Source organism: Cupriavidus sp. 09_S30 (assembly GCF_056930435.1).
This window is the reverse complement of record NZ_JBXOWI010000001.1, coordinates 3,686,846-3,711,971: the sequence shown is the minus strand read 5'-3', so window position 1 is coordinate 3,711,971 and position 25,126 is coordinate 3,686,846. Positions and strand designations below refer to the sequence as shown.

General features: G+C 68.5%; 24 protein-coding genes. 14 read left to right on the top strand and 10 right to left on the bottom strand.

Annotated elements, in window-relative coordinates; genetic code table 11:
* Positions 1-120 precede the first annotated feature (120 nt).
* From AC1Z3O_RS17370 to AC1Z3O_RS17345, 6 genes are all read right to left on the bottom strand, one after another.
* Complete coding sequence (locus AC1Z3O_RS17370; protein WP_483516946.1) at positions 121-984, bottom strand: ferritin family protein; 864 nt, start codon at positions 982-984, stop codon at positions 121-123.
* A gap of 165 nt (positions 985-1,149) precedes the next feature.
* A complete protein-coding gene (locus AC1Z3O_RS17365) occupies positions 1,150-2,394 on the bottom strand; it encodes a patatin-like phospholipase family protein (RefSeq protein WP_483516945.1) in 1,245 nt (414 codons plus the stop codon).
* A 5-nt stretch (positions 2,395-2,399) separates the two neighbouring features.
* Positions 2,400-3,173 (bottom strand): PhaM family polyhydroxyalkanoate granule multifunctional regulatory protein, encoded by a 774-nt coding sequence (locus AC1Z3O_RS17360; RefSeq protein WP_483516944.1) that lies wholly within the window; start codon positions 3,171-3,173, stop codon positions 2,400-2,402.
* A 67-nt stretch (positions 3,174-3,240) separates the two neighbouring features.
* The gene (locus AC1Z3O_RS17355; RefSeq protein ID WP_483516943.1) at positions 3,241-4,077 is read right to left on the bottom strand and encodes an enoyl-CoA hydratase/isomerase family protein; all 837 of its coding nucleotides are present in this window, start codon (positions 4,075-4,077) and stop codon (positions 3,241-3,243) included.
* 174 nt (positions 4,078-4,251) lie between these two features.
* The gene (locus AC1Z3O_RS17350; RefSeq protein ID WP_483516942.1) at positions 4,252-5,232 is read right to left on the bottom strand and encodes a fumarylacetoacetate hydrolase family protein; all 981 of its coding nucleotides are present in this window, start codon (positions 5,230-5,232) and stop codon (positions 4,252-4,254) included.
* Between the two features lie 81 nt (positions 5,233-5,313).
* Complete coding sequence (locus AC1Z3O_RS17345; protein ID WP_483516941.1) at positions 5,314-6,411, bottom strand: Bug family tripartite tricarboxylate transporter substrate binding protein; 1,098 nt, start codon at positions 6,409-6,411, stop codon at positions 5,314-5,316.
* 198 nt (positions 6,412-6,609) lie between these two features.
* Between AC1Z3O_RS17345 and AC1Z3O_RS17340 the strand changes: the two genes are divergently transcribed.
* The 4 genes from AC1Z3O_RS17340 (at position 6,610) to AC1Z3O_RS17325 (ending at position 9,896) form a co-directional block, all read left to right on the top strand.
* A complete protein-coding gene (locus tag AC1Z3O_RS17340) occupies positions 6,610-7,443 on the top strand; it encodes an IclR family transcriptional regulator (protein WP_483516940.1) in 834 nt (277 codons plus the stop codon).
* Positions 7,403-8,503: a DUF3108 domain-containing protein gene (locus AC1Z3O_RS17335; RefSeq protein WP_483516939.1), complete on the top strand. Its 1,101-nt coding sequence runs from the start codon at positions 7,403-7,405 to the stop codon at positions 8,501-8,503. Before AC1Z3O_RS17340 ends, AC1Z3O_RS17335 begins: the two co-directional genes overlap by 41 nt.
* A gap of 73 nt (positions 8,504-8,576) precedes the next feature.
* Positions 8,577-9,419 (top strand): alpha/beta fold hydrolase, encoded by an 843-nt coding sequence (locus AC1Z3O_RS17330; protein WP_483516938.1) that lies wholly within the window; start codon positions 8,577-8,579, stop codon positions 9,417-9,419.
* Between the two features lie 219 nt (positions 9,420-9,638).
* Positions 9,639-9,896 carry a BTH_I0359 family protein gene (locus AC1Z3O_RS17325; protein ID WP_483516937.1) on the top strand — a complete coding sequence of 86 codons (258 nt, stop codon included), beginning with the start codon at positions 9,639-9,641 and terminating at the stop codon, positions 9,894-9,896.
* Between the two features lie 92 nt (positions 9,897-9,988).
* Here AC1Z3O_RS17325 and AC1Z3O_RS17320 read toward each other — a convergent pair whose 3' ends face one another.
* Entirely contained in the window at positions 9,989-10,381 is a 393-nt protein-coding gene (locus AC1Z3O_RS17320; protein ID WP_483516936.1) for a rhodanese-like domain-containing protein, read from the bottom strand.
* Positions 10,382-10,532: 151 nt separating this feature from the next.
* On the opposite strand from AC1Z3O_RS17320, the gene AC1Z3O_RS17315 reads away from it, so the two are divergent.
* The 5 genes from AC1Z3O_RS17315 to AC1Z3O_RS17295 all read left to right on the top strand — a co-directional run bounded on the left by AC1Z3O_RS17315 (position 10,533) and on the right by AC1Z3O_RS17295 (position 16,382).
* A complete protein-coding gene (locus tag AC1Z3O_RS17315) occupies positions 10,533-11,627 on the top strand; it encodes a homocysteine S-methyltransferase family protein (protein ID WP_483516935.1) in 1,095 nt (364 codons plus the stop codon).
* 54 nt (positions 11,628-11,681) lie between these two features.
* On the top strand, positions 11,682-14,429 hold the full coding sequence (gene metH / locus AC1Z3O_RS17310) for a methionine synthase (RefSeq protein WP_483516934.1): 2,748 nt from the start codon (positions 11,682-11,684) through the stop codon (positions 14,427-14,429).
* A gap of 228 nt (positions 14,430-14,657) precedes the next feature.
* Positions 14,658-14,981: a hypothetical protein gene (locus tag AC1Z3O_RS17305; RefSeq protein WP_483516933.1), complete on the top strand. Its 324-nt coding sequence runs from the start codon at positions 14,658-14,660 to the stop codon at positions 14,979-14,981.
* Between the two features lie 265 nt (positions 14,982-15,246).
* Positions 15,247-15,879 carry a response regulator gene (locus AC1Z3O_RS17300; RefSeq protein WP_483516932.1) on the top strand — a complete coding sequence of 211 codons (633 nt, stop codon included), beginning with the start codon at positions 15,247-15,249 and terminating at the stop codon, positions 15,877-15,879.
* A gap of 95 nt (positions 15,880-15,974) precedes the next feature.
* Positions 15,975-16,382, top strand: a complete 408-nt coding sequence (locus AC1Z3O_RS17295) for a response regulator (RefSeq protein ID WP_483516931.1) — start codon at positions 15,975-15,977, stop codon at positions 16,380-16,382.
* 58 nt (positions 16,383-16,440) lie between these two features.
* Here AC1Z3O_RS17295 and AC1Z3O_RS17290 read toward each other — a convergent pair whose 3' ends face one another.
* Together AC1Z3O_RS17290 and AC1Z3O_RS17285 are read right to left on the bottom strand one after the other, a co-directional pair.
* Positions 16,441-17,895 (bottom strand): CHASE3 domain-containing protein, encoded by a 1,455-nt coding sequence (locus AC1Z3O_RS17290; protein ID WP_483516930.1) that lies wholly within the window; start codon positions 17,893-17,895, stop codon positions 16,441-16,443.
* Between the two features lie 320 nt (positions 17,896-18,215).
* The gene (locus AC1Z3O_RS17285) at positions 18,216-18,542 is read right to left on the bottom strand and encodes a DUF1840 domain-containing protein (protein ID WP_483516929.1); all 327 of its coding nucleotides are present in this window, start codon (positions 18,540-18,542) and stop codon (positions 18,216-18,218) included.
* A gap of 171 nt (positions 18,543-18,713) precedes the next feature.
* On the opposite strand from AC1Z3O_RS17285, the gene argS reads away from it, so the two are divergent.
* The 5 genes from argS to AC1Z3O_RS17260 all read left to right on the top strand — a co-directional run bounded on the left by argS (position 18,714) and on the right by AC1Z3O_RS17260 (position 23,849).
* The gene (gene argS / locus AC1Z3O_RS17280; protein ID WP_483516928.1) at positions 18,714-20,510 is read left to right on the top strand and encodes an arginine--tRNA ligase; all 1,797 of its coding nucleotides are present in this window, start codon (positions 18,714-18,716) and stop codon (positions 20,508-20,510) included.
* 115 nt (positions 20,511-20,625) lie between these two features.
* A complete protein-coding gene (locus tag AC1Z3O_RS17275) occupies positions 20,626-21,417 on the top strand; it encodes an SPOR domain-containing protein (protein WP_483516927.1) in 792 nt (263 codons plus the stop codon).
* Positions 21,418-21,496: 79 nt separating this feature from the next.
* Positions 21,497-22,132, top strand: coding sequence for a thiol:disulfide interchange protein DsbA/DsbL (locus AC1Z3O_RS17270; RefSeq protein WP_483516926.1), 636 nt, complete (start codon positions 21,497-21,499; stop codon positions 22,130-22,132).
* Between the two features lie 65 nt (positions 22,133-22,197).
* Entirely contained in the window at positions 22,198-23,016 is an 819-nt protein-coding gene (locus AC1Z3O_RS17265; RefSeq protein WP_483516925.1) for an SDR family oxidoreductase, read from the top strand.
* Positions 23,016-23,849: a helical backbone metal receptor gene (locus AC1Z3O_RS17260; RefSeq protein ID WP_483516924.1), complete on the top strand. Its 834-nt coding sequence runs from the start codon at positions 23,016-23,018 to the stop codon at positions 23,847-23,849. Before AC1Z3O_RS17265 ends, AC1Z3O_RS17260 begins: the two co-directional genes overlap by 1 nt.
* A 39-nt stretch (positions 23,850-23,888) precedes the next feature.
* On the opposite strand, the gene AC1Z3O_RS17255 is transcribed toward AC1Z3O_RS17260, so the two are convergent.
* A complete protein-coding gene (locus AC1Z3O_RS17255; RefSeq protein ID WP_483516923.1) occupies positions 23,889-24,968 on the bottom strand; it encodes an MBL fold metallo-hydrolase in 1,080 nt (359 codons plus the stop codon).
* Positions 24,969-25,126: the final 158 nt, after the last annotated feature.

Here is a 25,126-nt window from a genome sequence, read left to right as displayed (position 1 = left end):
GGGGAATGGGGAAATCGAGGAGGGTGTTCGCGCCGGGCCAGGCAGGCGATCCGGCGCAAAACAAAAACAAAGCCCCATCGCCGGGATGGGGCTTGTCGGGCTTGTCGGTCGGGGCCGGCCTCAGGCCTGCGCGGGCTGGGCGCCGCCCGCGGCCTGCAGGCGCGCGTTCAGTTCCTTGCGGTAGCGGTTCAGGTCCTGCACGGTCTCGAAGGTGCGCTCCATCAGAAGCGACATATTGTGCAGGATGCGCTCGATCACCTTCTTCTCCCAGCCTTCGTCGAAGCGGATCTGCTCGTCCAGCCAGTGCTCCAGCCAGTCGGGGTCAGGCAGGCGCGACTGGATGGTGTCGTGCGGGAACAGCGACTTGTTGACGTGCAGGTTGGTCGGGTGCAGCGGCTTCTCGGTGCGGCGGGCCGAGGCCATCAGCACGCCGATCTTGGCGAAGGCCGAGCGTGCGCTGTCGCCGAATTGCGCCAGGTACTTCTTCATGTAGCGCAGGTAGGCGCCGCCATGGCGTGCCTCGTCCTGCGACAGCGTGCGGTAGATATGCTTGATGACCGGCTCGGTGTGCCATTCGGCCGCGCGGCGGTACCAGTGGTTCAGCCGGATCTCGCCGCAGAAATGCAGCATCAGCGTTTCCAGCGGCGGGGCCGGGTCGAACTCGAAGCGCACGGCGTGCAGCTCTTCCTCGGTCGGTACCAGGTCAGGGCGGAAGCGGCGCAGGTATTCCATCAGCACCAGCGAGTGCTTCTGCTCTTCGAAAAACCAGATGCTCATGAATGCCGAAAAGTCGGAATCGTGCCGGTTGTCGCGCAGGAACATCTCGGTGGCCGGGAGTGCGGACCATTCGGTGATAGCGTTCATGCGGATGGTCTTGGCCTGGTCGTCGGTCAGCAGGCCGGCGTCAAAGGTATCCCAGGGGATATCCTTGTCCATGTGCCAACGCACCGATTCCAGCGATTTGAACAGTTCGGGGTAGAGCATGTTAAGCCTTTGAAATTACGGGCAGATTCTACCAGATGCGAATTATTCTCTATTCCTTTTTTAGGTGGAAAGGAGACGAATGCAAACGGGTTTACGGTTTTTTGCGAATTTTCGCGGAAATAGAGACAGCCGAGCGGCGCCCGGTGCCCCCGCGATTCCGGAGACTCAGGCCAGGGCGGGAGCGGGCGGCTCCCGGTCCAGCTCCGGCACGGGCTGGCGCGGCGTCGGGATCACGCCGTACAGGAAGGCGGCCAGTTCGTCCGCCTGGGCCGCGGCGTCGCGTTCGCCCAGGGCCAGCAGGGCCTGGGTGAACTCGGGTTCAAACAGCAGGTAGCTGGCGAAGGCGGCGCCGCGCGCCTCGGTACCGCCCAGCGGCGTCAGCAGCGCACGCACCGTGCGCGGCAGCCGCTGCACATGGTCGACGGCAATGGCCTCGATCGGCTCGCTCGGCGATATGGTCATCACTTCCACCGGCCGCCAGCCCTCGCTGTCGTTGGCGATCTCGGGCATGCGCGCGAGCAGGCTGTTGATGTGCTGCAGCCGCTCCAGGTCGGCCGACAGGCCGTCCAGGAAGATGCTGGCCAGCGCCTGTCCGCCGACCTGGGCGAGCGAAGGGTAGCCGCCGGCGGGCACGGTGTCGAACCAGCCGGGGCGCTGCCGCGAAGCGGCGCCGATGGCGAGGATGCGCGAGGCACCCAGGTGGATGGCGGGTGACAGCGGCGACATCTGCCGCATCGTGCCGTCGCCGAACCATTCGTGGTGCCCCTCCAGCTCCAGCGGCATGGCTGGGAACAGGAAGGGAATCGAGGAAGACGCCAGCAGGTGGTCCACGCCGATGCGCGCCTCGACCGCCATGCGCTGGCTGCGCCGCCAAGGATGGATGCGCCGGTGCGACTGGTAGAACGTGACGTGGCGCCCCGTGGTGTAGGACAGCGCGGTCACGGCGAACGCCTGCAGGTGGCCCGCGTCCAGGCTGGCCTGGACCCGCTCGTCGTCGAACAGCTCGCCCAGCATGCTGCCCAGCGGGGCATTGTCGAACAAGGCGCGCGGCGCGCGCTGCACCGCCCAGCCCAGCGCCAGCGCCGACAGCCAGCGCATGCCCGAGACGCCCACGCGCAGCACATCGGTGCGGTAGACGTCATCGGCGTGGATGCCATGCCACAGCGCGGCGAGCCGCTCGGCGGCGGCCGGGAAGTCGCCGGCATGGATGGCCAGGCCGGCGCCGTTGATGGCACCCGCGGAGGTGCCGCAGATGACGTCGAAGGGGATGCGGACGTGGCCGAGTCCGTGCCGCCTGGCAATCTGCGCCAAGCCGCGTAGCACCCCGGCCTGGTAGGCGGCGCGGGCGCCGCCGCCCATCATCACGACCGCCGTGGTCCGTGGCTGGCCGCTGCGGCCGATGTTCGCCATGCGGGTCAGCCTTTGCCTCCGGCCTTGTCACCGGTGCCCGGCTTGGCCGCGGCCTTCTTGGCGGGGGCGCGCTTGGCCGCCGGCTTGCGCTTGGCGGCCGTGGCGCCGGCCGCCGACTTGGCGCCGGGCGCCGGCTTGGCGGTGGGACGCGCGGCCTCGGTGGCCCCGGCAGCCCCGGCGGCCTCGTTGCCCGCACCGCTGTCCGGGCTGCCGCCCGGCATCGCGCCGAAGCCGGCCAGGTTGCCGAAGGGCGCCAGGCTGGCGGCCGCCGCGCTACTGGCGATCTGGCTGAACTGCCGCTGCAGCATGTCCCACCAGATGCCGGCATTGGGAGGCGGAGCCTCGCCCTGGGCCGCGCCGTTGCCGCTGCTGTCTTCGCCGGCCTCGGGCGCGGCTTGATGGCGCGGCGCTTCCGTCTCGGGTTGCGCGCTGTGATGCGGCGGCACCGCGCTGGGAGCGTTGGCCGCACGCGCCACGTTTTCCATGGCGTTCTGCATGGCCTCGGGTGACAGGGCGTTGCCGAAGGTCTGCAGCGCCACCAGCGTGGCGCGCTGCACCTCCAGGCCCTGGATGGTGGTGCGCAGCAGGTTGCCGTTGAGCTGCAGCCAGCTTTCCACGGCCTTCAGGTCATGGATGCGCTTGTCGAGCTCGTCGAGGTCCATCGGTGGCGTCATCGCCTGCAGGCCGGGCATCAGGCCGCCGGGCATGCCGCTGGCATTGCCCCACAGCTTGCGCAGGAACTCGAAGCCGTTGGTGAAATCGGGAATCTGTCCGAACATGCGCTTGCCTCCTTGCGGTGGGCAGCCCGTGCCGGGCTGCAGCCATCCTGGGTTTGTCGTGTACCGCCTATTTGAAGCTCGGCGGCCGCTTCTCGCGCAGGCTCGCCATGCCTTCGTGCACGTCGGGGCCGGCAAAGCCCATGAATTCCAGCGCCAGCGAGGTGTCGAAGGCCGGACCGGCCATGCGCAGCCAGTTGTTCAGCGCATATTTGGTCCAGCGGATCGCACTCTGCGACCCGGCCGCCAGCCGGCGCGCCACGTCGAAGGCGCGCTCGACCAGTTCCGATTCGTCCACCGCCAGCGAGACCAGCCCGATCCGCTCGGCCTCCTCGCCGCTGACCGACTCGCACAGCATCAGATAGTACTTGGCCTTGGCCATTCCGCACAGCAGGGGCCACACGATGGCCGCATGGTCGCCGGCCGCCACGCCCAGGCGGGTATGGCCGTCGACGATGCGCGCGGTCTTGCTCGCGATCGAGATGTCGGCCAGCAGTCCGGCCACCAGGCCGGCACCGACTGCGGGGCCGTGCATGGCCGAGACCACCGGCTTGTCGCAGTTGATCACGTTGTAGACGAGGTCGCGCGCCTCGTGCCAGACGCGGCTGCGCGTCTCGAAATCGTTGGCCATGTCCTCGACCAGGGACAGGTCGCCGCCGGCGGAGAAGCCCTTGCCCTCGCCGCGGATCAGCGCGACGCGGATGTCCGGGTCGGCGGATACGTCCCGCCAGATCTCCGCCAGTTCCCGGTGCATGTTCGCGTCGGCGGTGGCGAGCTTGCGGTTGGCCGACTGCGCGGCGCCCATCACGATCTCGAGGATGGGGCCGTGCCGGCGCAGCGTCAGCGCCTGGTAGCGGTCGTAGCGGGGCGACAGGGTGTCGGGGGTTTGCGGGGCGGAGGCGGTCATGTGAACGAGCCTGTAGTCATGCTTGCGCTAAGCGTGCTAAGCGTGGATGGGCCGGGCGGCGCCCGGAACACGGCGGCCGCCATCCCACTGCCATCGCGGGATTAATCGACCGATCGGTCGGTAAATTATATGCAATCCCGCACCGGCGTGTCTCGCCCCGCCGGCACGGGCAGGTCAGCCGCGCGCCACCACCTGGTCGATCGCGCCGAAGATCGAGCGGCCCTGTGCGTCCAGCATCTCGATCTTGACCGCGTCGTCGAACTTCATGAACTCGGTGACCGGCTTGCCGCCGTCGATGGTCTCCAGCATGCGCTTCTCGGCGATGCAGCAGTAGCCCTTGCTGCGGTCGACGTTGGAGATCGTGCCGGAGCCGACGATGCTGCCGGCGCGCACATTGCGCGTCTTGCAGATATGGGCGATGAGCTGGCCGAAGTCGAACACCATGTCGGTGCCACAGTCGGGCGCCCCCACCTTCTTGCTGTTCCACCAGACCGACATCGGCCGGTGCACCTTGCGCTCGCGCCAGGCTTCGCCCAGTTCGTCCGGCGTCACCGCCACCGGCGAGAAGGCGGTGGCGGGCTTGCTCTGGAAGAAGCCGAAACCCTTGCCCAGCTCCGCCGGGATCAGGTTGCGCAGCGACACATCGTTGGCCAGCATCACCAGTCGGATGGACTCGGCGGCCTGCTCCGGCGTGGCGCCCATGCGCACGTCGCCGGTGATGACGGCGACCTCGGCCTCGAAGTCGATGCCCCAGGCTTCGCTCGGGCAGACGATGTCGTCCTCGGCGCCGAGGAAGTCGTCCGAGCCGCCCTGGTACATCAGCGGGTCGGTCCAGAATTCAGGCGGCATCTCGGCGCCGCGGGCCTTCCGTACCAGCTCCACATGGTTGACGTAGGCCGAGCCGTCGGCCCACTGGTAGGCGCGCGGCAGCGGGGCCATGCAGTTGGCCGGTTCAAAGGGGAAGGGGTGGCGCGCGCGGCCGCTGTTGAGCGCGTCGTACAGGTCCTGCAGCTGCGGCGCGTAGAACTGCCAGTCGTCCAGCACGGTCTGCAGGCGGTTGGCGATGTCGGTGGCGTAGTGGGCGGTCTTCAGGTCGCGCGAGACGACGGCGAGCTGGCCGTCGCGCGAACCGTCCTTGAGGGTAGCGAGTTTCATGAGTGAGAGGGGTGCAATGTGCGGAATGTGCGGAACGCGGGCCGGCGCCGGGACTACCTTCCCGGCGCGTGCGCAAGCCCGTTAGTCTACTGTGATGCCCTTGGCCTTGATCAGCTTGCCCCAGCGCTCGGCTTCGGCGTGCGCGTACTTGGCGAACTCCTCGGGCGTGCTCGACACCGGCTCCACGCCGATGCCCTCGAAGCGCTTCTGCACCTCGGGCGTCTTCAAGGCCTTGACCAGCTCGGCGTTCAGCCGCGCCACCACCGGCCGCGGCGTGCCGGCCGGCACCACCACGCCTTGCCAGGCGTAGGCCTGGAAGTCCGCCAGGGCGGGCACGCCGCTTTCGCCGACGGTCGGCACATTGGGCAGCATGGACAGGCGCCGCGGCGTGGCCGCCGCGAGCGGGCGCAGCTTGCCGGCCATCACGTTCTGCTGCCCGGAGGCCAGGTCGACGAACATCAGGTCGACCTGGCCGGCGAGCAGGTCCTGCACGGCCGGCGCAGCCCCCTTGTAGGGGACGTGCGTCATCTTCGTATGGGTCTGGTCCATGAACAGTTCCATGGCCAGGTGGTGGGGGCTGCCCGAGCCGGGCGAGGCGAAGTTGACCTTGCCGGGGTGCTGCTGCGCGTAGGCGACCACTTCCTTTAGCGTGCGCGCCGGGAAGCCCGGCGCGGCCACCAGCACCAGCGGGAAGCGCGCCACCATGCCGACGTGGACGAAATCCTTCTCGGCGTTGTACGGCAGCTTCTTGTACAGCGAGGGGTTGGCCGCCAGCGTGCCCGTATCCGCGGTCAGCAGCGTATAGCCGTCCGGCTTGCTGTGGGCGACCGCGTCGGCGCCGACGATGGTCGCCGCGCCCGGCCGGTTGTCGACGACCACCGGCTGGCCGAGGGCCGGCGCAATCGCCTGGCCGAGCGTGCGCGCCACCACATCGGTGCCGCCGCCCGCAGGGTAGGGCACGACCCAGCGGATCGGCTGCGCCGGCCAGTTGTCCGCCGCGGCGCCGGCGGTGCCGGGCAGCACCAGCGCGGCAGCGCCCAGCGCAAGAGCGGCCTTGGCGGCGAGCCGGCGTAGTGGACGGAACTCCGGACGAAACTGCGGACGGAACGGCGAGCGGGAAGGACGTGACAGCAGCGAGGGTAGCGACAGAAATGGCAGGGCGCGGCGTGGGCGCGTCATGGGATCGTCTCCAGGGGATGGCTGGCCGGCCTCGCGCGGGTGGCGTAATGCGCTGCCGGGGGCCGGTTCTTTGGGGCCAAGTCTACCGGCCGCTTAAAAATTGGTAAATCGGTTTCGCTATAGTAAATTGACGTAGAAGGCACACCGCGGCGCTGGCATCGCGGTGGCCCTGGCTTCCCATCTGCTACCCTCGTGCGCATGAGCGAAATCGAAGACGACGACTCCAAGCTGCGTTCCGGCATCCAGTCCATCGAGGTCGGGTTCAAGCTGTTGCAGGTCCTGGCCTTGTCGCCGCGCGCCATGATGCTGCGAGACCTGGCCGCCGCCGCCGAGATGAATCCGGCCAAGGCGCACCGTTACCTGGTGAGCTTCCAGCGGCTGGGCCTGGTGGCGCAGGATCCCGTGAGCGGCCGCTATGACCTCGGGCCCTTTGCGCTGCAACTCGGGCTGGCCGGCCTGAACCGGCTGGATCCGGTCAAGAAGGCGCGGCCCATCCTGTCGCAGCTGCGTGACGAGACCGACCTGACCGTGGGGATCGCGGTATGGGGCAATCACGGCCCGACCATCGTGCACTGGGAGGAATCCAGCCATCCGGTGACGGTCAGCCTGCGGCTGGGCGATGTGATGCCCATGCTCAACTCGGCCACCGGCCGCCTCTACGGGGCCTACCTGCCGAAACAACAGACGCTGCCGCTGGTCGAACGGGAATTGGCCGAGCGCGGACAGGACGATATCCCCGACATGCCGCGCTCGATGGCCGCCTATGAGGCGATCTGCGCCGAAGTGCGCGAGCGTGGCGCGGCGTTGACCAGGGGTGGCGTGCTGCCGGGCATCAATGCCTTCTCCATGCCGGTGTTCGACGCCAATGGCCACCTCTCGATGGCCCTGGTCGCGCTCGGCGCGCAGAGCGTGTTCGATGCCGACTGGGGTGGCGCGGTCGACCGCCGCGTCCGCGAAATCGCCAGCCGGCTATCCTCGGAGCTTGGCTACCTTGGCACAACAGCCCAGGCCGGGCAAGACGGCCACTCCTGACGATTCCGTCCGCCGCCGGAGCCGGCGGCGCTGGGCGCTGGCGCTCGCCCTGGTGCTGGTGGCGCACGCGCTGGTGCTGCTCGGCCTGGTCCACATGCCGGGTCCGCTGGTGCCCTTGCCAACAGAGAACCGGCCGGCCCTGGAAACCGTGGTGCTGCTGCCGCCGCCCAAGCCCCTGCCGGCCGCCGAGCCCATCAGCAAGCCCGTCACTAAGCCCATCACCAAGCCCGCGCCGCGACCGCAGCCGGTGCCGCACAAGGCGCCCGAACCCGAGCACGCCGAGGCCCCACCTCTGGCGACAGCACCCACGGCCGAGACCGAGATGGCCAGCGCCGGCGGCACCACCGGCAGCGGTCCGGCCGCGCCGGCTGCCGCGTCGGAGGCGGCCAGCGAAGCGGGCCCGGCGGCGCCGAGCGCGGAGCCATCCATCCGCTACACGCCGCCCCCCTCGGTCACGCTGCATTACGCCAGCTACGTGAACGGCGTGCGCAACCCGGACGGCCTGATCAGCTGGCAGCAGGACGGCAGCCAATACCGGCTGGCAGTCGAGACGCACATCCTGTGGTTCCGCTTCGCCTTCCAGAGCACGGGCGCCCTCGGTGCACAGGGCCTGACGCCGCAGCGCTACGAAGAAACCCGGAAAAAGCGCGTGGAGGCGGCACAGTTCGATCCGGCCGCCGGCACCATCACCTTCATCCCGGGCAACCGCCAGATCCCGCTGCCCGACGGCGCGCAGGATCGCTTCAGCGTCTTCCTCCAGCTGGTAGGGCTGGCGCGCGGCAATCCGCAGCGCTACACCGAGCCAGGCGCCACCGAGAGCTTTATGGTGGCCGACACGCGTGACGTCGAGCCAATGCAGGTGCAGTATGTTGGAGAGGATGCCGTCGATACCGGCCAGGGTTTCGTCCGCGCCAAGCACTTCGTGCGCATGTCCAGGCATGCCGGCGACCGCCGGCGCGTGGAGATCTGGCTGGCGTCCTCGCTGGGCTGGATGCCCGTACAGTTGCGCCAGACCGAGCCGGACGGCACGCAGATCGACCTGATCTACCACGGCAGCTAGGCGGCCGCGGGCGGTTCCTCAAGTCGCAGTCCGCGCAGTCCGCTGTGACCCACCGATGCCAAGGAGGCATGCCATGACCGCAGATCCGACATTCTCGCCGTTGCGCCGCGTGCGGGTCGACGACATCGAACTGCAGGTTCGTGTGGACGGCACTGACGGCCCGTGGGTCGTGATGGCGCACGCGCTGGGCGCGAACCACACCTTGTGGGACGCCGCAGCCCGTCATCTCGCGCCGCGCTACCGCGTGGTGCGCTATGACCTGCGCGGCCACGGCGGCAGCAGCGCGCCGCTGGGCACGTATTCGATGCTGCGCATGGCCGACGATGTCGCCGGGCTGATGAACGCGCTGGCCATCCCCCAGGCGCACTTCGTCGGCATCTCGCTTGGCGGCATGATCGGGCAGGTGCTGGGCGTGCGCCACCCCGAGCGCCTCCTGTCGCTGACCCTGGCCGATACCGTCGACCGTACGCCTCTGGAGGCGCATCCGATGTGGTACGAGCGCATCGGCCAGGTCGAGGCCCACGGCATGGCCGGGCTGGCCGACGCCACGCTGGCGCGCTGGCTGACGCCGGCCTTCCGCGCCGACCATCCCGACGAGACCGCGCACATCCGCGAGATGTTCGTGGGCACGCCGGTGCCCGGCTATGTGGGCGCCGCGCTGGCCATCCTCGCCTTCGACATGGCCCGCGCCATCCACCGCATCCATTGCCCGACCCTGGTGGTGGTGGGCGACGAGGACGCCGGCTCGCCGCTGGCCACCGCGCAAGCGATGGCTGCCGCTATTCCCGGCGCCCGGCTGGAAGTCCTGCCGCAGGCGGCGCATCTGGCGCCGATCGAGCGTGCCGAGCCGTTCCACGCGGTGCTCGACGCGTTCCTTGGACATTCCGCCTGCGGCGCGCAATGCGACATTCCGTGATTTGCACCACGTTTCGCGCACCGCTTCAAGAACTTGCGGGCGCCGCCGTTGCCCAATCCATGAGGGATGCGAGCAAGTCGCGAGTGCGCCGGCCCCCAAAGCCTTGAATTACCGGCGGGCATCCCCAGGTAGAAGGAGAAATCGCGGAAGGTCGCCAGGCTCGCGCTGGCGCGGCAGCAGCGAAACGCCTTCCGCCCACAAGACGCCAGGAGGTATGCCATGCAAATGATCTACAACAGCGACAACTACTGTGTTGTCGAGTTTGGTGCGGACGTCGAGCATGCGCCTCTCGCCTCGGGCGGCTACGAAATCGTCGACAAAAACCTGAAACGCGAAATTTTCCTCGGCGGCGTTATGGCCGAGCACTTCCGCGCGGACGTGAAGCGTCTGATCGAGAGCGAGCCGTCGGTGGAAGAGGTGGACGACTTTCTCGCCAAGTTTGATACGGTGATGACCCATCCGCTGGTCATGCACTGATTTGGCGCCAGTCCTGCGGCCTGGACGGCCGCGCCTGCCGCCTTGCTTCAGCAGCAGCCCGCCTTGCGCGGGCTTTTTCTTGCGCGTGTGGGCTAGTACTGCTCCCAGGGCAGGCCGTCGTGGCGCCAGCCGTTGACCGTATTGCGGTGGCGATCGGCGTCGAGGTCTCCCTCGAAGCCGTGCAGCACGTTGTAGACGTTGGCAAAGCCTGCTCCTTCGAGCGCGCGCGCGGCCGCCATCGAGCGGTTGCCGCTGCGGCAGATCAGCACCACGGGCCGCGCCGAAACGTGGCCGGCCAGCTTCTTCACCGCCTGCACGAAATGCGGGTTGACCTCCCAGTCGGGGCCGTCGTTCCAGGGCACGTTGTGCGCGCTCTTGGGGTGCCCGACGAACAGATATTCCATCTCGCTGCGGCAGTCGATGAAGAGGGTGTCGGGGGCGTCCGCCAGCAGGGCCTGGGCGTCTGCGGGGCTGAGGTGTTGCATGGCTGTTCGAATGGTGTTCGCGACACTTTGCAGTGTAGGCCCGCCCGGCCCGGGACGGCAACCGCCGGCAACGCCGCGGCCGGCCGCAAGGCCTTGATGAGACTGATAAAATTCAGGTTTTCCGATTGTCTTTCCCGCCACGAGTCCCGCCATGAGCGCCCCATCCTCTTCCGACGTCCGTCCCACCGACAGCGCCGCCCCGCGCCCGTACACCCGGGCCGCCAGCCTGCCGCGGCTGCTGCGCGAGCGCATCCTGATCCTGGACGGCGCCATGGGCACGATGATCCAGCGCTACAAGCTGGGCGAGGCCGAGTACCGCGGCACGCGCTTCGCCGACCACCCGGTCGACGTCAAGGGCAACAATGAGCTCTTGCTGCTGACGCGCCCGCAGGTCATCAGCGAGATCCACGAGCAGTATCTCGCGGCCGGCGCGGACCTGATCGAGACGAATACCTTCGGCGCCACCCGCGTGGCGCAGGAAGACTACAAGATGGCCGACCTGGCCTACGAGATGAACGTCGAGGCGGCGCGCCTGGCGCGCGCGGCGTGCGACAAGTACAGCACGCCCGAGAAGCCGCGCTTCGTTGCCGGCGCCTTCGGCCCCACGCCCAAGACGGCCAGCATCTCGCCCGACGTCAACGACCCCGGTGCGCGCAATGTCACCTTCGAGGAATTGCGCAAGTCCTACTACGAGCAGGGCAAGGCGCTGCTCGAGGGCGGCGCCGACGTCTTCCTGGTCGAGACCATCTTCGATACGCTGAATGCCAAGGCCGCGCTGTTCGCCATCGACCAGCTCTTCGAGGACAGCGGCGAGCGCGTGCCGGTGATGATCTCCGGCACCGTCACCGACGCCTCGGGCCGCATCCTCTCGGGCCAGACGGTGGAGGCCTTCTGGAACAGCCTGCGCCACGCCCGGCCGATCACCTTCGGCCTGAACTGCGCGCTGGGCGCCACGCTGATGCGCCCCTATATCGCCGAGCTGGCCAAGGTCTGCGACGCCGCCATTTCCTGCTACCCGAACGCCGGCCTGCCCAACCCGATGAGCGACACCGGCTTCGACGAGACGCCCGAGGTCACCTCCGCGCTGGTCGATGAGTTCGCCGCGTCCGGCCTGGTCAACCTGGTGGGCGGCTGCTGCGGCACCACGCCCGAGCACATCGCCGCCATCGCGCAGCGCGTGGCCAGCCGCGCGCCGCGCAGCTGGCCCGGCCAGTACCGCGACCAGGACCAACCCGACGCCGCCTGAGCGCCGCCCCGAACCATTGCTGCGACCCCGCGCCCCGAACACCAAGAATCCGCTATGACCACCGCCAAGCTGCCGCCGCGCCCGATGCGCCTCTCGGGCCTCGAGCCCTTCACCATCGACGAGGGCACGCTGTTCGTCAACGTCGGCGAACGCACCAACGTGACGGGCTCCAAGGCCTTTGCCCGCATGATCCTGAACGGCCAGTTCGACGAGGCGCTGGCCGTGGCCCGCCAGCAGGTCGAGAACGGCGCGCAGATCATCGACATCAACATGGACGAGGCCATGCTCGACTCCAAGGCGGCGATGGTGCGCTTCCTGAACCTGATCGCCTCCGAGCCCGACATCGCGCGCGTGCCGATCATGCTCGACTCCTCCAAGTGGGAGGTGATCGAGGCCGGGCTGCAATGCGTGCAGGGCAAGCCGGTGGTGAACTCCATCTCGCTCAAGGAGGGGGAGGAGCAGTTCCGCCACCACGCCGCGCTGATCCGCCGCTACGGCGCCGCCAGCGTGGTGATGGCCTTCGACGAGAAGGGCCAGGCCGACACCTTCGCGCGCAAGACTGAGATCTGCAAGCGCAGCTACGACATCCTGGTCAACGAGGTGGGCTTTCCGCCGGAAGACATCATCTTCGACCCGAACATCTTCGCGGTCGCCACCGGCATCGAGGAGCACAACAACTACGCGGTGGACTTCATCGAGGCCACCCGCTGGATCAAGCAGAACCTGCCCTACGCCAAGGTCAGCGGCGGCGTGTCCAACGTGTCGTTCTCCTTCCGCGGCAACGACGCGGTGCGCGAGGCCATCCACACGGTCTTCCTCTACCACGCCATCGGCGCCGGCATGGACATGGGCATCGTCAACGCCGGCCAGCTCGGCGTTTATGACCAGCTCGATGCCGAGCTGCGCGAGAGAGTCGAGGACGTGGTGCTGAACCGCCGTGAGGATGCCACCGACCGCCTGCTGGAGATCGCCGACCGCTTCAAGGGCGGCGGCGCCAAGAAGGAAGAAAACCTGGCCTGGCGCGGCACGCCGGAGGCGCCGGCGTCCGTGGCCGATCGACTGGCGCATGCGCTGGTGCACGGCATCACCACCTTCATCGTGGAGGACACCGAGGAGGCGCGCCAGCAGATCGCCGCGCGCGGCGGCCGCCCGATCGAGGTCATCGAAGGCCCGCTGATGGATGGCATGAACGTCGTCGGCGACCTGTTCGGTGCCGGCAAGATGTTCCTGCCACAGGTGGTCAAGAGCGCGCGCGTGATGAAGCAGGCGGTGGCCCACCTGCTGCCCTTCATCGAGGAAGAGAAGCGCCTGTTGGCCGAGGCCGGCGGAGACGTCAAGGCGCGCGGCAAGATCGTCATCGCCACCGTCAAGGGCGACGTGCACGACATCGGCAAGAACATCGTTTCGGTGGTGCTCCAGTGCAATAACTTCGAAGTGGTCAATATGGGCGTGATGGTCCCGTGCAATGAGATCCTGGCCAAGGCCAAGGTCGAGGGCGCGGACATGGTCGGCCTGTCGGGGCTGATCACGCCCTCGCTGGAGGAGATGGCCTACGTTGCCTCGGAGATGCAGCGCGACGACTACTTCCGCATCAAGAAGATTCCGCTCTTGATCGGCGGCGCCACCACCTCGCGCGTGCACACGGCGGTCAAGATTGCGCCCAACTACGAAGGCCCGGTGGTCTACGTGCCCGATGCCTCGCGCTCGGTCAGCGTGGCCTCCAGCCTGCTGTCCGACGAGGGCGCGGCCAAGTACCTGGATGAGCTGAAGAGCGACTACGACCGCATCCGCGTGCAGCACGCCAACAAGAAGGCCACGCCGATGGTGACGCTGGCCGAGGCCCGCGCCAACAAGACGCCGATCGACTGGAGCGCCTACGTGCCGCCCAAGCCCAAATTCATCGGCCGGCGCGTGTTCCGCAACTACGACCTGGCCGAGCTGGCCAACTACATCGACTGGGGCCCCTTCTTCCAGACCTGGGACCTGGCCGGCAGATTCCCCGACATCCTCAACGACGAGATCGTCGGCGAATCGGCGCGGCGCGTGTTCTCGGACGGCAAGGCCATGCTGGCGCGGCTGATCCAGGGCCGCTGGCTGACCGCCAATGGCGTGATCGCGCTGCTGCCGGCCAACACCGTCAACGATGACGACATCGAGATCTACACCGACGAAAGCCGCAGCCAGGTCGCGCTGACCTGGCACAACCTGCGCCAGCAGAGCGAGCGCCCGGTGGTGGACGGCGTGCGCCGGGCCAACCGCTGCCTGGCCGATTTCGTCGCGCCCAAGTCCAGCGGCATCGCCGACTACGTGGGCCTGTTCGCCGTCACCGCCGGCATCGGCGTGGACAAGAAGGAGGCCCAGTTCGAGGCCGACCACGACGACTACAGCGCCATCATGCTCAAGGCGCTGGCCGACCGCTTCGCCGAGGCCTTTGCCGAATGCCTGCACGAGCGCGTTCGCAAGGACTTGTGGGGCTACGCCGCGCAGGAAACCCTGAGCAACGAGCAACTGATCGCCGAGTCCTACCGCGGCATCCGCCCGGCGCCCGGCTATCCGGCCTGCCCGGAGCATACCGTCAAGGGCCCGATGTTCACCCTGCTCGATGGCGCCGACATCGGCATGGGCGTGACCGAGGCGCTGGCGATGACGCCGGCCGCTTCTGTCAGCGGCTTCTACCTGGCGCATCCCGAGTGCACTTATTTCTCGGTGGGCAAGATCGGCCAGGACCAGCTCGACGACATGGTGGCGCGCCGCGGCGAGGACCGCGCCGCGCTGGAGCGCGCGCTCGCGCCCAACCTGTAACTGCATGCAAGGGGCTGCGGTGCGCGCGCACCGCACGCAGCCCCTTGAATGGACGGGGAAATTGCGCGAAGCGGCGGCCGCGCCATCTTCGCGCCACTCTCACCACTCCTTACACTGCATTACAACTGCTCACAGACCGCCACCCGGTGCGTCCCTAGACTGAGGGCTCGTTTCCAAGCCAAGCCGCGGCGAATCTTTCCCGCGGTGCAGACCGAAAGGAGTCTTCCGATGAAAAAACTGCTGCTCTCCCTGACCGCACTCTCCATCGCCGCCGCCAGCTCGCTGGCCATGGCACAAGGTGTCGGTGTACAGGCCGGTGCACAGGCCGATGCCGGCCTGAATGCCCCGGCCAAGCCGGCAGCAGCGACCGCCGCGCCCGATCAGCAGGGCCAGGCCGCCGAGACCCCGGACGCCGCGCAGCCGAAGGCCGCCAGCAAGGCCAAGCATGCGAAGGCGCACAAGTCGCACGAAGCGAAGGCCGGCGCCAAGGGTGACACCAAGTCCGAGCCGCTGGGCGATGCCAAGGTCGATGCCGGCGCCAAGCTGCAGTAAGCCCGCGTGCCCGCGCGGCGCGGCCGCTCCAGGCACGTGAGGGCATCCATGGCATCCATGGGTAAAAGAAGGGGACGGTTGTACCGTCCCCTTTTTTGTTTTTCCCGCCGCGCACGTTGCCACCGGCGTGTCAGCCTGACGCCGACAGTGGGCGCGCGTCGACAGGACTACAATGCCAGTGGCCCCTTCCGGGCCGGGGGCGTGCACGTCGCACCGGCGCACCGGCGAAAGGGAGAGGGGGCGCAACCATTACACGGAGACACTCATGATCCGCGTCCTGATCGCAGACGATCACGAGATCGTGCGCGCAGGGCTGCGCCAGTTCATTTCCGACGAGCCTGACATCCAGGTGACCGGCGAGGCCGGCAGCGGCGCCGAAGTGATGGCCCGACTGCGCGACTGCGAATTCGACGTGGTCGTACTGGACATCTCCATGCCGGATCGCAACGGCATCGACGTACTCAAGCTGCTGCGCCAGCGCTTTCCCGACCTGCCGGTGCTGATCCTGTCGACCTTCCCGGAAGACCAGTACGCCATCAACCTGATCCGCGTCGGCGCTTCCGGCTACCTGAGCAAGGAGAGCGCCCCTGAGGAACTGGTCAAGGCCATCCGCACGGTCGCGCAGGGCCGGCGCTACGTCAGTGCCGCCGTGGCCGAACTGCTGGCCGGCGGCCTGGGCAAGCCCACGGAGCGGCCGGTGCACCAGTCGCTTTCCGAGCGCGAGTTCCAGATCTTCTGCAAGCTGTCGCGTGGCCAGACGGTCTCCGTCATCGCCGACGAACTGTTCCTGAGCGTGAAGACGGTCAGCACCTACCGGTCCCGCATCCTGGAAAAGATGGGCATGAAGACCAACGCGGACCTGACCTACTACGCGATCAAGAACGGTCTGGTGGAGTAATCGCCAGGGCCGGTCGCGGCCCGCGTGCTGTGGCCTATCGCCGTGTAGGACACGCGCCGATAGTTGCGTGCCGCATCCCTTCCTATCATCGAGTCATGCCGGATCAAGCCTCCGTCCCCGCCAAAGCATCGCTGCGCGTCCTGTTGATCGAGGACTCGGTCATGCTCAGGGACATGCTGCTTGAATACCTGGAGGCCCTGCCGTTCGTCGATCGCGTGGATTGGGCCGATACCGAGCACCTGGGCATCAGCATGTTCGCCGCGTGCCAGTACCAGGTGGCCATCGTCGACCTGCAGCTGCGGCAGGGCAACGGCGTCAACGTACTGCGGGCCATGCAGCGCGCGCAGGCGCCAGGCATCCGCATCGTCTTCACCAACCATGCGCAGGTGCCGGCGTACCGGCGCCAGTGCGCCGAGGCCGGCGCGGACTATTTCTTCGACAAGTCACTCGAGCTGGAGCAGGTGTTCCGCGTGATCGAGGAGTACGCGGGCAGCCAGCCCTGAGCGGGCCGGTGCGCCGCCGAACACCTTGGGCAGAAGATGTGGGGGTAGGCGGGCAAGGCTAGGACTTGCCGGCCGCGCCGCTGGCGCGGGGCGGGGCATGCGCGGCCTGTCCGCTTTCCCCGGCTTCCTCGCCTTCCTCGGCCAGGGCCGGTGCCAGGATGGCATCCGTCAGCGGCACCTCCACGCGCACGCAGACGCCCGCACCCGCTGGCGACGCCACATGCAGGGTGCCGCCCAGCGCGGCCACGCGCTGTTCCATACCGAGCAGGCCGTGATGGCCGGCCGTGCGGCGGGCTTCGAAATCCTCGGGCAGGCCGCGCCCATCGTCGCGTACCTCCAGCGTCAGCAGCGCACCGTCCTGCCCCACTGTGACATCCACGCGGTGCGCCTTCGCGTACTTGCTGGCGTTGGTCAGCGACTCCTGCACGATGCGGAACAGGGCGATGGCGGCATCCTCGCGCAGCGCCGGTAGGTCGTCTGCGATCTGCACGCCTGTCTGCCACTGGTTGCGCGCGCCGACTTCCTCCACCAGTTGGCAGATCGCCTCCTTCAGACCCAGATTGAGCAGGATGGTCGGCCGCAGGTCTTCGATCAGGCGGCGCTTGATCTGGATGCCCTGGTCCACGTGCAGCATCACGCGGCTGATCTTGTCGAGCACTTCGGGCGACGCCTGCCTGGCGCGCTGCCGCACCCAATGCAGGTCCAGTTTGATGGCCGTCAGGAGCGCGCCCAGTTCATCGTGCAGTTCGTGCGCCAGGCGCGTCTTCTCGTCCTCGGTCACGCGCTGCAGGTGGGAGGCCAGCGCCGAGAGCTGGCGCGTGCGCGCGCGCACCATATGCTCCAGCCGTGCGCTCTCCTCTTCGAGCTCGCTGCGCTCGGCCTCCGCCGCCGCCAGGCGGCGCGCATGGCGCAGGCCCAGCACCACCAGCAGCACGATATTGGTGGCGGTGAGCAGGCCCACGCCCAGGCGCGCCATGCCCAGGTCCCGCTCGGCGCCCTCCAGGCTTTGCGAGACTGAAGCCGCCTCGCGTGCCAGCAGCTTTTCCAGGCCGCGGCGCGCATTGTCCATGGTCTGCTTGCCGAAGTCGGTGCGGATCAGGTCCAGCGCGACCGTCACGTCGCGCTTGCCGTAGACCATCGTCAGGTCCATCTCATTGAGCTTGCGGCTGATCAGTTGCGAGGTCTCGCCGAATTGCTTGAGCGCGTCGGGATCGTTCGCATAATGGGCGCGGATCTGCGCCATCAGCTGGGTGATGCGCGGCAGGGCCCGGTAGTACGGGTCGAGGTAGCTTTCCTTGCCGGTGAGCAGGTAGCCGCGCTGGCCGGCCTCCGCATTGACCAGTTCGCCGAGCAGCGCGCCGATGTCGCTCTGCACCTGCTGCGAGCGGATCACTTGCGTATAGCCTTCGCGCAACCGCTGGTTCCCCGTCTCCGAGGCGATCAGCACGATGACCGTCAGCAGGATGCCGCCGACCAGCAGCAGGGTGGAGCGCAGCGAGGAGGGCTTGAGCATGATGGGTTCCCCTGGGCTTGCGCCGCAACGTGGCCCGGCCGATGTTGCGTCTTAATTGTGTCTATAGAAGCACATTATTGAGGTGCGGTCAACGCTGCCGGCCCCCCACACTGGGCGTCATTGGCTGCGGAACCGGTGCCGCAGCCGTTATCGCGAAGATCCTCTTCCTGGTTTTTGCCGGCGGTGGCGAGCGTCACCTTCGTGCCCGGCCTGGCGCGCCGGGGAATGGCCCGGCCCGCCCGGGCGGTCGGGGCCGCAAGGTGCGGCGGACGGGCCGCAGGGGGGCAGGGGTATTCTGGCGGGCCGTCCGGAGGTGGTGGCTAGACGCCCCACATGACGTTGGTGCCCTCGCGCAGGGAGGCGCGCAGCATGTCAAGGAAGGGGTAGGCGCGCTGGCCCAGGTGCAGGGGCTCGTCCTCGTCTTCCTTCTCCGGGCGCTGGCCGGATTGGACGGCAGATTCCGCCGGGTGCGTACGCTTGGCTTCGCTGACGGCGGCCTCCAGCTTCTGGATGGCACGCGGCATCTCTTCGGTGGTGATCACCCCGCGCTGCCCAAGCTGCTTGCCGATGATCCCCAGCAGAGTGATGGCCAGATCGTTCATCATGATCAGGTCCTGCGCCGCGCGGGATTTGAAGGTGATCAGCATGGTGGTTCCTTTCCAAGGAGGGCGCCCGTGGGGCGGCCGAGATGGCCGCGGGGGCAGGGCAGCATGGTCTCAGCATAGCACCTGATAAAATTCCGCGTTCCGCAATTCAACACCTGCCACGCGACGCGGCATCCACTTGCCGAGTGGCGCCGCCCCAGGGCCAAGACATCCATGCTGCCTGTTCAGACCTCCAACCTAGCCGCCGCGTTCACTGATGCCGTGCGCGCGCTCGCGCCGGCCGACGCCGTCCTGCCCGCCGTCGCCTTCGAACGCCCCAAGGCGGCCGCGCACGGCGACCTGGCCTGCAACCTCGCCATGCAGGTGGCGCGCAGCCTCAAGACGAATCCCCGCGAACTGGCCCAGCGCCTGGTCGACGCCGTCCAGGCCGACCCCCGCGCCGCCAGCCTGGTGGCGTCCATGGAGATCGCCGGCCCCGGCTTCATCAACCTGCGCCTGACCCCGGCGGCCAAGTCCGCCGTGCTGCGTGCCGTGCTGGACGAGGGCGACCACTACGGTGCGCAGATGCATGGCGTGAACGGCCAGGTGCTGGTCGAGTTCGTCTCGGCCAACCCGACCGGTCCGCTGCACGTGGGCCACGGCCGCCAGGCGGCGCTGGGCGACGCGCTGGCCAACCTGCTTGCCTGGCAGGGCTACGCGGTGCACCGCGAGTTCTACTACAACGACGCCGGCGTGCAGATCCAGAACCTGGCGGTATCGGTGCAGGCGCGCGCGCGCGGCCTGAAGCCCGGTGGCGACGGCTGGCCCGAAGCGGCCTACAACGGTGACTACATCGCCGACATCGCCGCCGACTTCCTGGCGGGCAAGACCGTGCGGGCCTCGGACGGCGAGCCGGTGACCGCCTCGGGCGATGCGGAGGATATCGACTCCATCCGCCGCTTCGCGGTCACCTACCTGCGCAATGAGCAGGACATCGACCTGCAGGCCTTCGGCGTGCGCTTCGACCGCTACTACCTGGAGTCGTCCCTGTACAGCGACGGCCGGGTCGAGGCCGCGGTGCAGTCGCTGGTGGCCAAGGGCAAGACCTATGAGAGCGAGGGTGCGCTGTGGCTGCGCACCACCGACGACGGCGACGACAAGGACCGCGTGATGAAAAAGAGCGACGGTACCTATACCTACTTCGTGCCGGACGTGGCCTACCACACCACCAAGTGGGAGCGCGGCTTCACCAAGGTCATCAACGTGCAGGGCAGCGACCACCACGGCACCATCGCGCGCGTGCGCGCCGGCCTGCAGGGCCTGGACATCGGCATTCCCAAGGGCTACCCCGACTACGTCCTGCACAAGATGGTCACCGTGATGAAGGACGGCCAGGAGGTCAAGATCTCCAAGCGCGCCGGTTCCTACGTCACCGTGCGCGACCTGATCGAGTGGAGCAATGGCGGCGACGAGACCATCCGCGGCTGCCTCGATGCGGGCACGACCGAATGGCCGGCGCACTTCGCGCGCGGGCGTGACGCCGTGCGCTTCTTCCTGCTGTCGCGCAAGGCCGACACCGAGTTCGTCTTCGACGTCGACCTCGCGCTCAAGCAGAATGACGAGAACCCGGTGTACTACGTGCAGTACGCCCACGCGCGCATCTGCTCGATCTTCGAATCCTGGGCGGGCGCCGACTGGGAAGCGCGCCTGGTCGAGCTGGCGCGGCTGTCCGACGACGAGCTGGCAGCCGTGACCGCGGCCGACGTGAGCCCGCAGGCGCTGGCCCTGGGCCGGCGCCTGGCCGAGTTCCCCGACATGCTGGCCGCCGCCGCCGGCGAGCTGGCGCCGCACGCCGTGGCCTTCTACCTGCGCGACCTCGCCGGGGACTTCCACGCCTTCTACAACGCCGACCGCGTGCTGGTCGACGACGAGACGGTCAAGCGCGCCCGCCTGGCCCTGCTGGCCGCCACGCGCCAGGTGCTGCGCAACGGCCTGGCCGTGATCGGTGTTTCCGCCCCCCGGCGCATGTAAGCCGGGGCCGCCGCGCCGGCCGGCGCGGCCGGCGGGCACCGTGGCCGGTAACAACCTGTCATGATGCCGGCAGCCGGACTGGCTCTATAATCCCGGCAATATGCAAGAGGACTTCATGCAACAGCAACGCAAGCGCGCCATGCGCAATGGCCGCCGCGATACGCAGCGCGGCGGTACGTTCCTGGGCCTGGTGCTCGGCCTGATCATCGGCCTGGCCATCGCCGTGGTGGTGGCCCTGTATATCACCAAGTCTCCCGCGCCGTTCCAGCAGAAGGCTGCGCCCAAGCCCAGCGAGCCGGGCAACGTCGTCAGCACACTGCCCAGCCCGGCGGAATCCCGCCAGGAAGCGCCCGCGGATCCCAACAAGCCGCTGTGGAGCAAGACGCCGCCCAAGCCGGTCGGCCCCGCCGCGGAGCCCCAGCAGCCCGCCGAGGCCGCGCCGCCTTCGGCAACGGCCGTGGCGCCGGCGCCGGCGACCGAGCGGACTCCCCCGGTGGCGGTCGCCCGTCCGGCTGAGAAGCCGGTGGAGAGGCTCGCCGAGAAACCGGCCGAGAAGCCGGCTGAAAAGCCCGCTGAAAAGCCGGCGAACGACAAGCAGGCCGCCAAGCCTGCCGAGAAGCCGGTCGCCGACCCGATCGCCGAGATCGCCATGGCCGAGGCCAACCGCTCGGCCGGCTACCTGCTCCAGGTGGGCGCCTTCCGTTCGGCCGACGACGCCGACCGCCAGAAGGCCAACCTGGCCATGCAGGGCTTCGAGGCCAAGGTGACCGACCGCGATGTCAACGGCGTCAAGATGTACCGTGTCCGGCTCGGGCCGTTCAACAAGATCGAGGACATGAACCGCACGCGCGACCGTCTCCAGGCCGCCGGTTTCGAGTCCTCTGTCATCCGCTTCACCCGGCAATAGCGTTAAGGCGGCATGGCGCTGAACTGCGCCCCGCCGCCGTTGTCCCAGGCTCATCGTCCCAACTCGAGATCCGCCCGAAATGAAGAAACTCGCCGCCCTGTTTGCCACGCTCGCCGCCGTCAGCGGCCTGTTGATGACCGCACCCACCCAGGCCGCGCCCGCCGAAGGCAAGGACTACCAGGTGCTGAAGGCTCCGCAGCCCGTGCCTGCCGGTAAGGTCGAGGTGATCGAGTTCTTCTGGTATGGCTGCCCGCACTGCTTCGATTTCGAGCCGGACCTGGAGGCCTGGGTCAAGCGCCAGGGCAAGGATGTGGTGTTCAAGCGCGTGCCCGTCGCCTTCCGTGACGACCTGCTGCCGCACACCAAGATCTACTACGCGCTCGAGGCGCTGGGCAAGGTCGACGCCATGCAGGCCAAGGTCTTCACCGCCATCCACGTGGATCGCAAGCGCCTGGTCGACCCGAACGAGATCGCCGACCTGATGGCCAAGAACGGCATCGACCGCAAGGCCTTCCTCGATGCCTATAACTCGTTCTCGGTGAACACCAATTCGCAGCGTGCCAACAAGATCGCCGACGCCTACAAGGTCGACGGCGTGCCGACCGTGGTGATCCAGGGCAAGTACGAGACCTCGCCGTCCATCGCCAACAGCAAGGCCGGGGCGATCCAGGCCATGGACTACATCGTGACCGGCATCCGCGACAAGAAGATGTGATGCCGGACGGGCCGCGTGCGCGCGGCCCGTCTGTCCGTCCCCCAGCCCTGCAGCCCTCCAGCCCGATGCGAGCCCAGAAAGTCTTTCTCACCGGTGCCTCCAGCGGCCTGGGCCAAGCATTGGCCAGGGAATATGCCGCCCGCGGCGCGATCCTCGGGCTGGTCGCGCGGCGCGAGGCCGCGCTGCGGGAGTTCGCCGCCACCCTGCCCAATCCCAACGCGGTGCGCATCTACGCCGCCGATGTGTGCGACGCCGATGCCATGGCCGCCGCCGCGCAGGATTTCCTTACCCATTTCGGCTGTCCCGACATCGTCATCGCCAACGCCGGCATCTCGGTCGGCACCGTCGCCAGCGAACGCGAAGACCTGGCCGCCTTCCGCATGGTGATGGACACCAACTGGTTCGGGGTGCTCACCACCTTCCAGCCCTTCCTGAAGCCGATGCGCTCGCGCGAACGCGGTAACGGCGGCTGGCGCGGCACGCTGGTGGGCATTGCCAGCGTGGCCGGCGTGCGCGGGCTGCCGGGCGCCGGCGCCTACAGCGCCTCCAAGTCGGCCGTGATCAAGCTGCTGGAGAGCCTGCGGCTGGAGGAGCGCGCGCACGACATCCGCGTGGTCACCATCGCGCCCGGCTATATCCGCACGCCGATGACGGCCCGCAATCCCTACCGCATGCCCTTCCTGACGGATGCCGACGTGTTCGCCCGCAAGGCCGTGCGGGCCATCGCGGCGGGCCGGCGCTTTGCCGTGATCCCGTGGCCGATGCGGGTGGTGGCGGGCATCCTGCACCTGCTGCCGCGCTGGCTGTATGACGCGCTGGCGGCGCGTGCGCCGCGCAAGCCGCGCCGGTCCACACAGCCGGACGAGCCGGGCGAGCCGACCTGATGTGGCGCGACGCCGTCGGCCAGGACCATGCACGCGCCGGCGCGGGTGCGCGCATCGCCTCGCTGGTGCCCTCGATCACCGAGCTGCTGTTCGCGCTGGGCCTGGGGCCGCAGATGGTGGCACGCACGGGCTTCTGCATCCATCCCGAGCCGCAGGTGCGCGCGGTGCCCAAGGTGGGCGGCACCAAGGACGTCAAGCTCGAGCGGCTGCGGGAACTGGCGCCGACCCACGTGGTGGTCAATGTGGACGAGAACCGGCGCGAGACGGTCGAGGCAATCCGGGCCTTCGTGCCGCATGTGATCGTCACCCATCCGTGCGCGGTCGAGGACAACCTGGCGCTGTACCGGCTGCTGGGCGGCATCTTCGGGCGCGAGCGCGAGGCGCAGGCGCTGTGCGGCACGCTCGAGGGCGCGCTCGCGGCGGTGCGGGCGCAAGCCTGGCCGCAGCGCCGCGTGCTCTATGCGATCTGGCAGGACCCGTGGATGACGGTATCGCGCGACACCTATATCAGCCGCATGCTGGCCCTGGTGGGATGGCAGACCTGGCCGCCCGCCGATGCCGCGCTGGCCGCCTGCGCCGGCGGCGACTGCGCCCGTCCGAACGCGCCGGGGGCGCGCTATCCCAGCTTCCGCTGGAGCGAGGCGCTGGTGCGCGAGCTCGATCTGGTGCTGCTGTCGACCGAGCCCTACCGCTTCACCGAGGACCACGCCGACGCGCTGGAGCGCCAGCTCGGCAAGCCGGTGCTGCTGATCGACGGGGACATGGTGTCGTGGTACGGCAGCCGCGCGATCGCCGGGGTGGATTACCTGGCGGCATTCGCGCGGCAGGCCTGAGCCGGCCGGCGCGGGTGGCGCAGGTGGCGCCGCCCGCGCTCACTGCACCGCGCTGAAGCGGTAGACGCCGTCGTCGTCGAGCCGGCGGGTCAGCTGGCCGTCATGCCACAGCGCATGCAGGTGGGCCAGCGCCTCGCCCATGGCGAAGGTCATCTGGTGGATGTCGAACTGGCGGCGGAAGATCACGCCCACGATGTCATGCGCGCAGCAGGGCTTCTCGGCGCAGGCCTCGCGCGTTTCCGCCAGCCGTTCGACGTGGTGCTCGCGCAACTGCTGGATGCGTGTATGCAGGTTGCGGAAGGGGCGGCCGTGCGAGGGCAGGATCAGCACGTCCTCGGGCAGGTCCTCGTACTTGCCGAGCGAATCCAGGTAGAGCTGCAGCGGGTTGGCCTCGGGTTCCATGTCGAACACGCTGACATTGGTGGAGATGCGCGGCAGCACCATGTCGCCGGAGATCAGTACCTTGGTGGCAGCGTTGAACAGCGCCACGTGCTCGGGCGCGTGGCCGTAGCCCGTAATCACGCGCCAGGCGGCGCTGTCCGGCTCGGCGCCGATGGCCACCGTGTCACCGTCCATCAGGCGGCGGTACTGGGTGGGCAGGTCCGGCACCAGCGACGGGTAGTAGCTGCGGCGCGCGCGCAGCTTCTCCAGGCTGTCGGGGTCGTTCAGGCCGTGGCGGGCGAAGTGGCTGGCAGCGAAGTCACCGCCGGCGTTGGAGCCCACGCCGTTGCCGCCGCCCATCGCGCGCGCGCTCATGTAGTCGCCCAGGCTCATCCACAGCCGCGCGTCCCAGCGCTTGCACAGCCAGTGGGCCAGGCCGACGTGGTCCGGATGGCAGTGCGTGACCAGCACGCGCAGCACCGGCAAGCCTTCCAGTTCGTTCTCGAACACCTTCTCCCAATTGGCCTTGATGGTGTCGTTGGTGATGCCACAGTCGACGATGGTCCAGCCGTCGCGCCCGTCGATGCGGTCGCGCAGCAGCCACAGATTGATGTGGTCGAGCGCGAACGGCAGCGGCATGCGCAGCCAGTAGATGCCGGGCGCGACTTCCTGGCGCGAGCCCGGCTCGGGCATGGTCTCGCCAAACGGGTATTGGAGTTGGTGTTCGAGTGCGTTCATGGGAGTCTCACGGTTCTGAGCCCTGTGCGCTGGTGCCCAGGCGGGCGTGCGCAGGCGGGCTTCTTGTCTTTGGCACCGGGCAGGCAGTCGGGGGCGGGCGCCCGCGGTTGCCAGTCGTAGTACTTGACGCTAACGTTAACGTCAATCCGGACGGCCTG

Coding starts and splice junctions, on each gene's coding strand:
- AC1Z3O_RS17370 (WP_483516946.1), bottom strand. CDS start 984: ATGCTCTACCCCGAACTGTTCAAATCGCTGGAATCGGTGCGTTGGCAC.
- AC1Z3O_RS17365 (WP_483516945.1), bottom strand. CDS start 2,394: ATGGCGAACATCGGCCGCAGCGGCCAGCCACGGACCACGGCGGTCGTG.
- AC1Z3O_RS17360 (WP_483516944.1), bottom strand. CDS start 3,173: ATGTTCGGACAGATTCCCGATTTCACCAACGGCTTCGAGTTCCTGCGC.
- AC1Z3O_RS17355 (WP_483516943.1), bottom strand. CDS start 4,077: ATGACCGCCTCCGCCCCGCAAACCCCCGACACCCTGTCGCCCCGCTAC.
- AC1Z3O_RS17350 (WP_483516942.1), bottom strand. CDS start 5,232: ATGAAACTCGCTACCCTCAAGGACGGTTCGCGCGACGGCCAGCTCGCC.
- AC1Z3O_RS17345 (WP_483516941.1), bottom strand. CDS start 6,411: ATGACGCGCCCACGCCGCGCCCTGCCATTTCTGTCGCTACCCTCGCTG.
- AC1Z3O_RS17340 (WP_483516940.1), top strand. CDS start 6,610: ATGAGCGAAATCGAAGACGACGACTCCAAGCTGCGTTCCGGCATCCAG.
- AC1Z3O_RS17330 (WP_483516938.1), top strand. CDS start 8,577: ATGACCGCAGATCCGACATTCTCGCCGTTGCGCCGCGTGCGGGTCGAC.
- AC1Z3O_RS17325 (WP_483516937.1), top strand. CDS start 9,639: ATGCAAATGATCTACAACAGCGACAACTACTGTGTTGTCGAGTTTGGT.
- AC1Z3O_RS17320 (WP_483516936.1), bottom strand. CDS start 10,381: ATGCAACACCTCAGCCCCGCAGACGCCCAGGCCCTGCTGGCGGACGCC.
- AC1Z3O_RS17315 (WP_483516935.1), top strand. CDS start 10,533: ATGAGCGCCCCATCCTCTTCCGACGTCCGTCCCACCGACAGCGCCGCC.
- metH (WP_483516934.1), top strand. CDS start 11,682: ATGACCACCGCCAAGCTGCCGCCGCGCCCGATGCGCCTCTCGGGCCTC.
- AC1Z3O_RS17305 (WP_483516933.1), top strand. CDS start 14,658: ATGAAAAAACTGCTGCTCTCCCTGACCGCACTCTCCATCGCCGCCGCC.
- AC1Z3O_RS17300 (WP_483516932.1), top strand. CDS start 15,247: ATGATCCGCGTCCTGATCGCAGACGATCACGAGATCGTGCGCGCAGGG.
- AC1Z3O_RS17295 (WP_483516931.1), top strand. CDS start 15,975: ATGCCGGATCAAGCCTCCGTCCCCGCCAAAGCATCGCTGCGCGTCCTG.
- AC1Z3O_RS17290 (WP_483516930.1), bottom strand. CDS start 17,895: ATGCTCAAGCCCTCCTCGCTGCGCTCCACCCTGCTGCTGGTCGGCGGC.
- AC1Z3O_RS17285 (WP_483516929.1), bottom strand. CDS start 18,542: ATGCTGATCACCTTCAAATCCCGCGCGGCGCAGGACCTGATCATGATG.
- argS (WP_483516928.1), top strand. CDS start 18,714: ATGCTGCCTGTTCAGACCTCCAACCTAGCCGCCGCGTTCACTGATGCC.
- AC1Z3O_RS17275 (WP_483516927.1), top strand. CDS start 20,626: ATGCAACAGCAACGCAAGCGCGCCATGCGCAATGGCCGCCGCGATACG.
- AC1Z3O_RS17270 (WP_483516926.1), top strand. CDS start 21,497: ATGAAGAAACTCGCCGCCCTGTTTGCCACGCTCGCCGCCGTCAGCGGC.
- AC1Z3O_RS17265 (WP_483516925.1), top strand. CDS start 22,198: ATGCGAGCCCAGAAAGTCTTTCTCACCGGTGCCTCCAGCGGCCTGGGC.
- AC1Z3O_RS17260 (WP_483516924.1), top strand. CDS start 23,016: ATGTGGCGCGACGCCGTCGGCCAGGACCATGCACGCGCCGGCGCGGGT.
- AC1Z3O_RS17255 (WP_483516923.1), bottom strand. CDS start 24,968: ATGAACGCACTCGAACACCAACTCCAATACCCGTTTGGCGAGACCATG.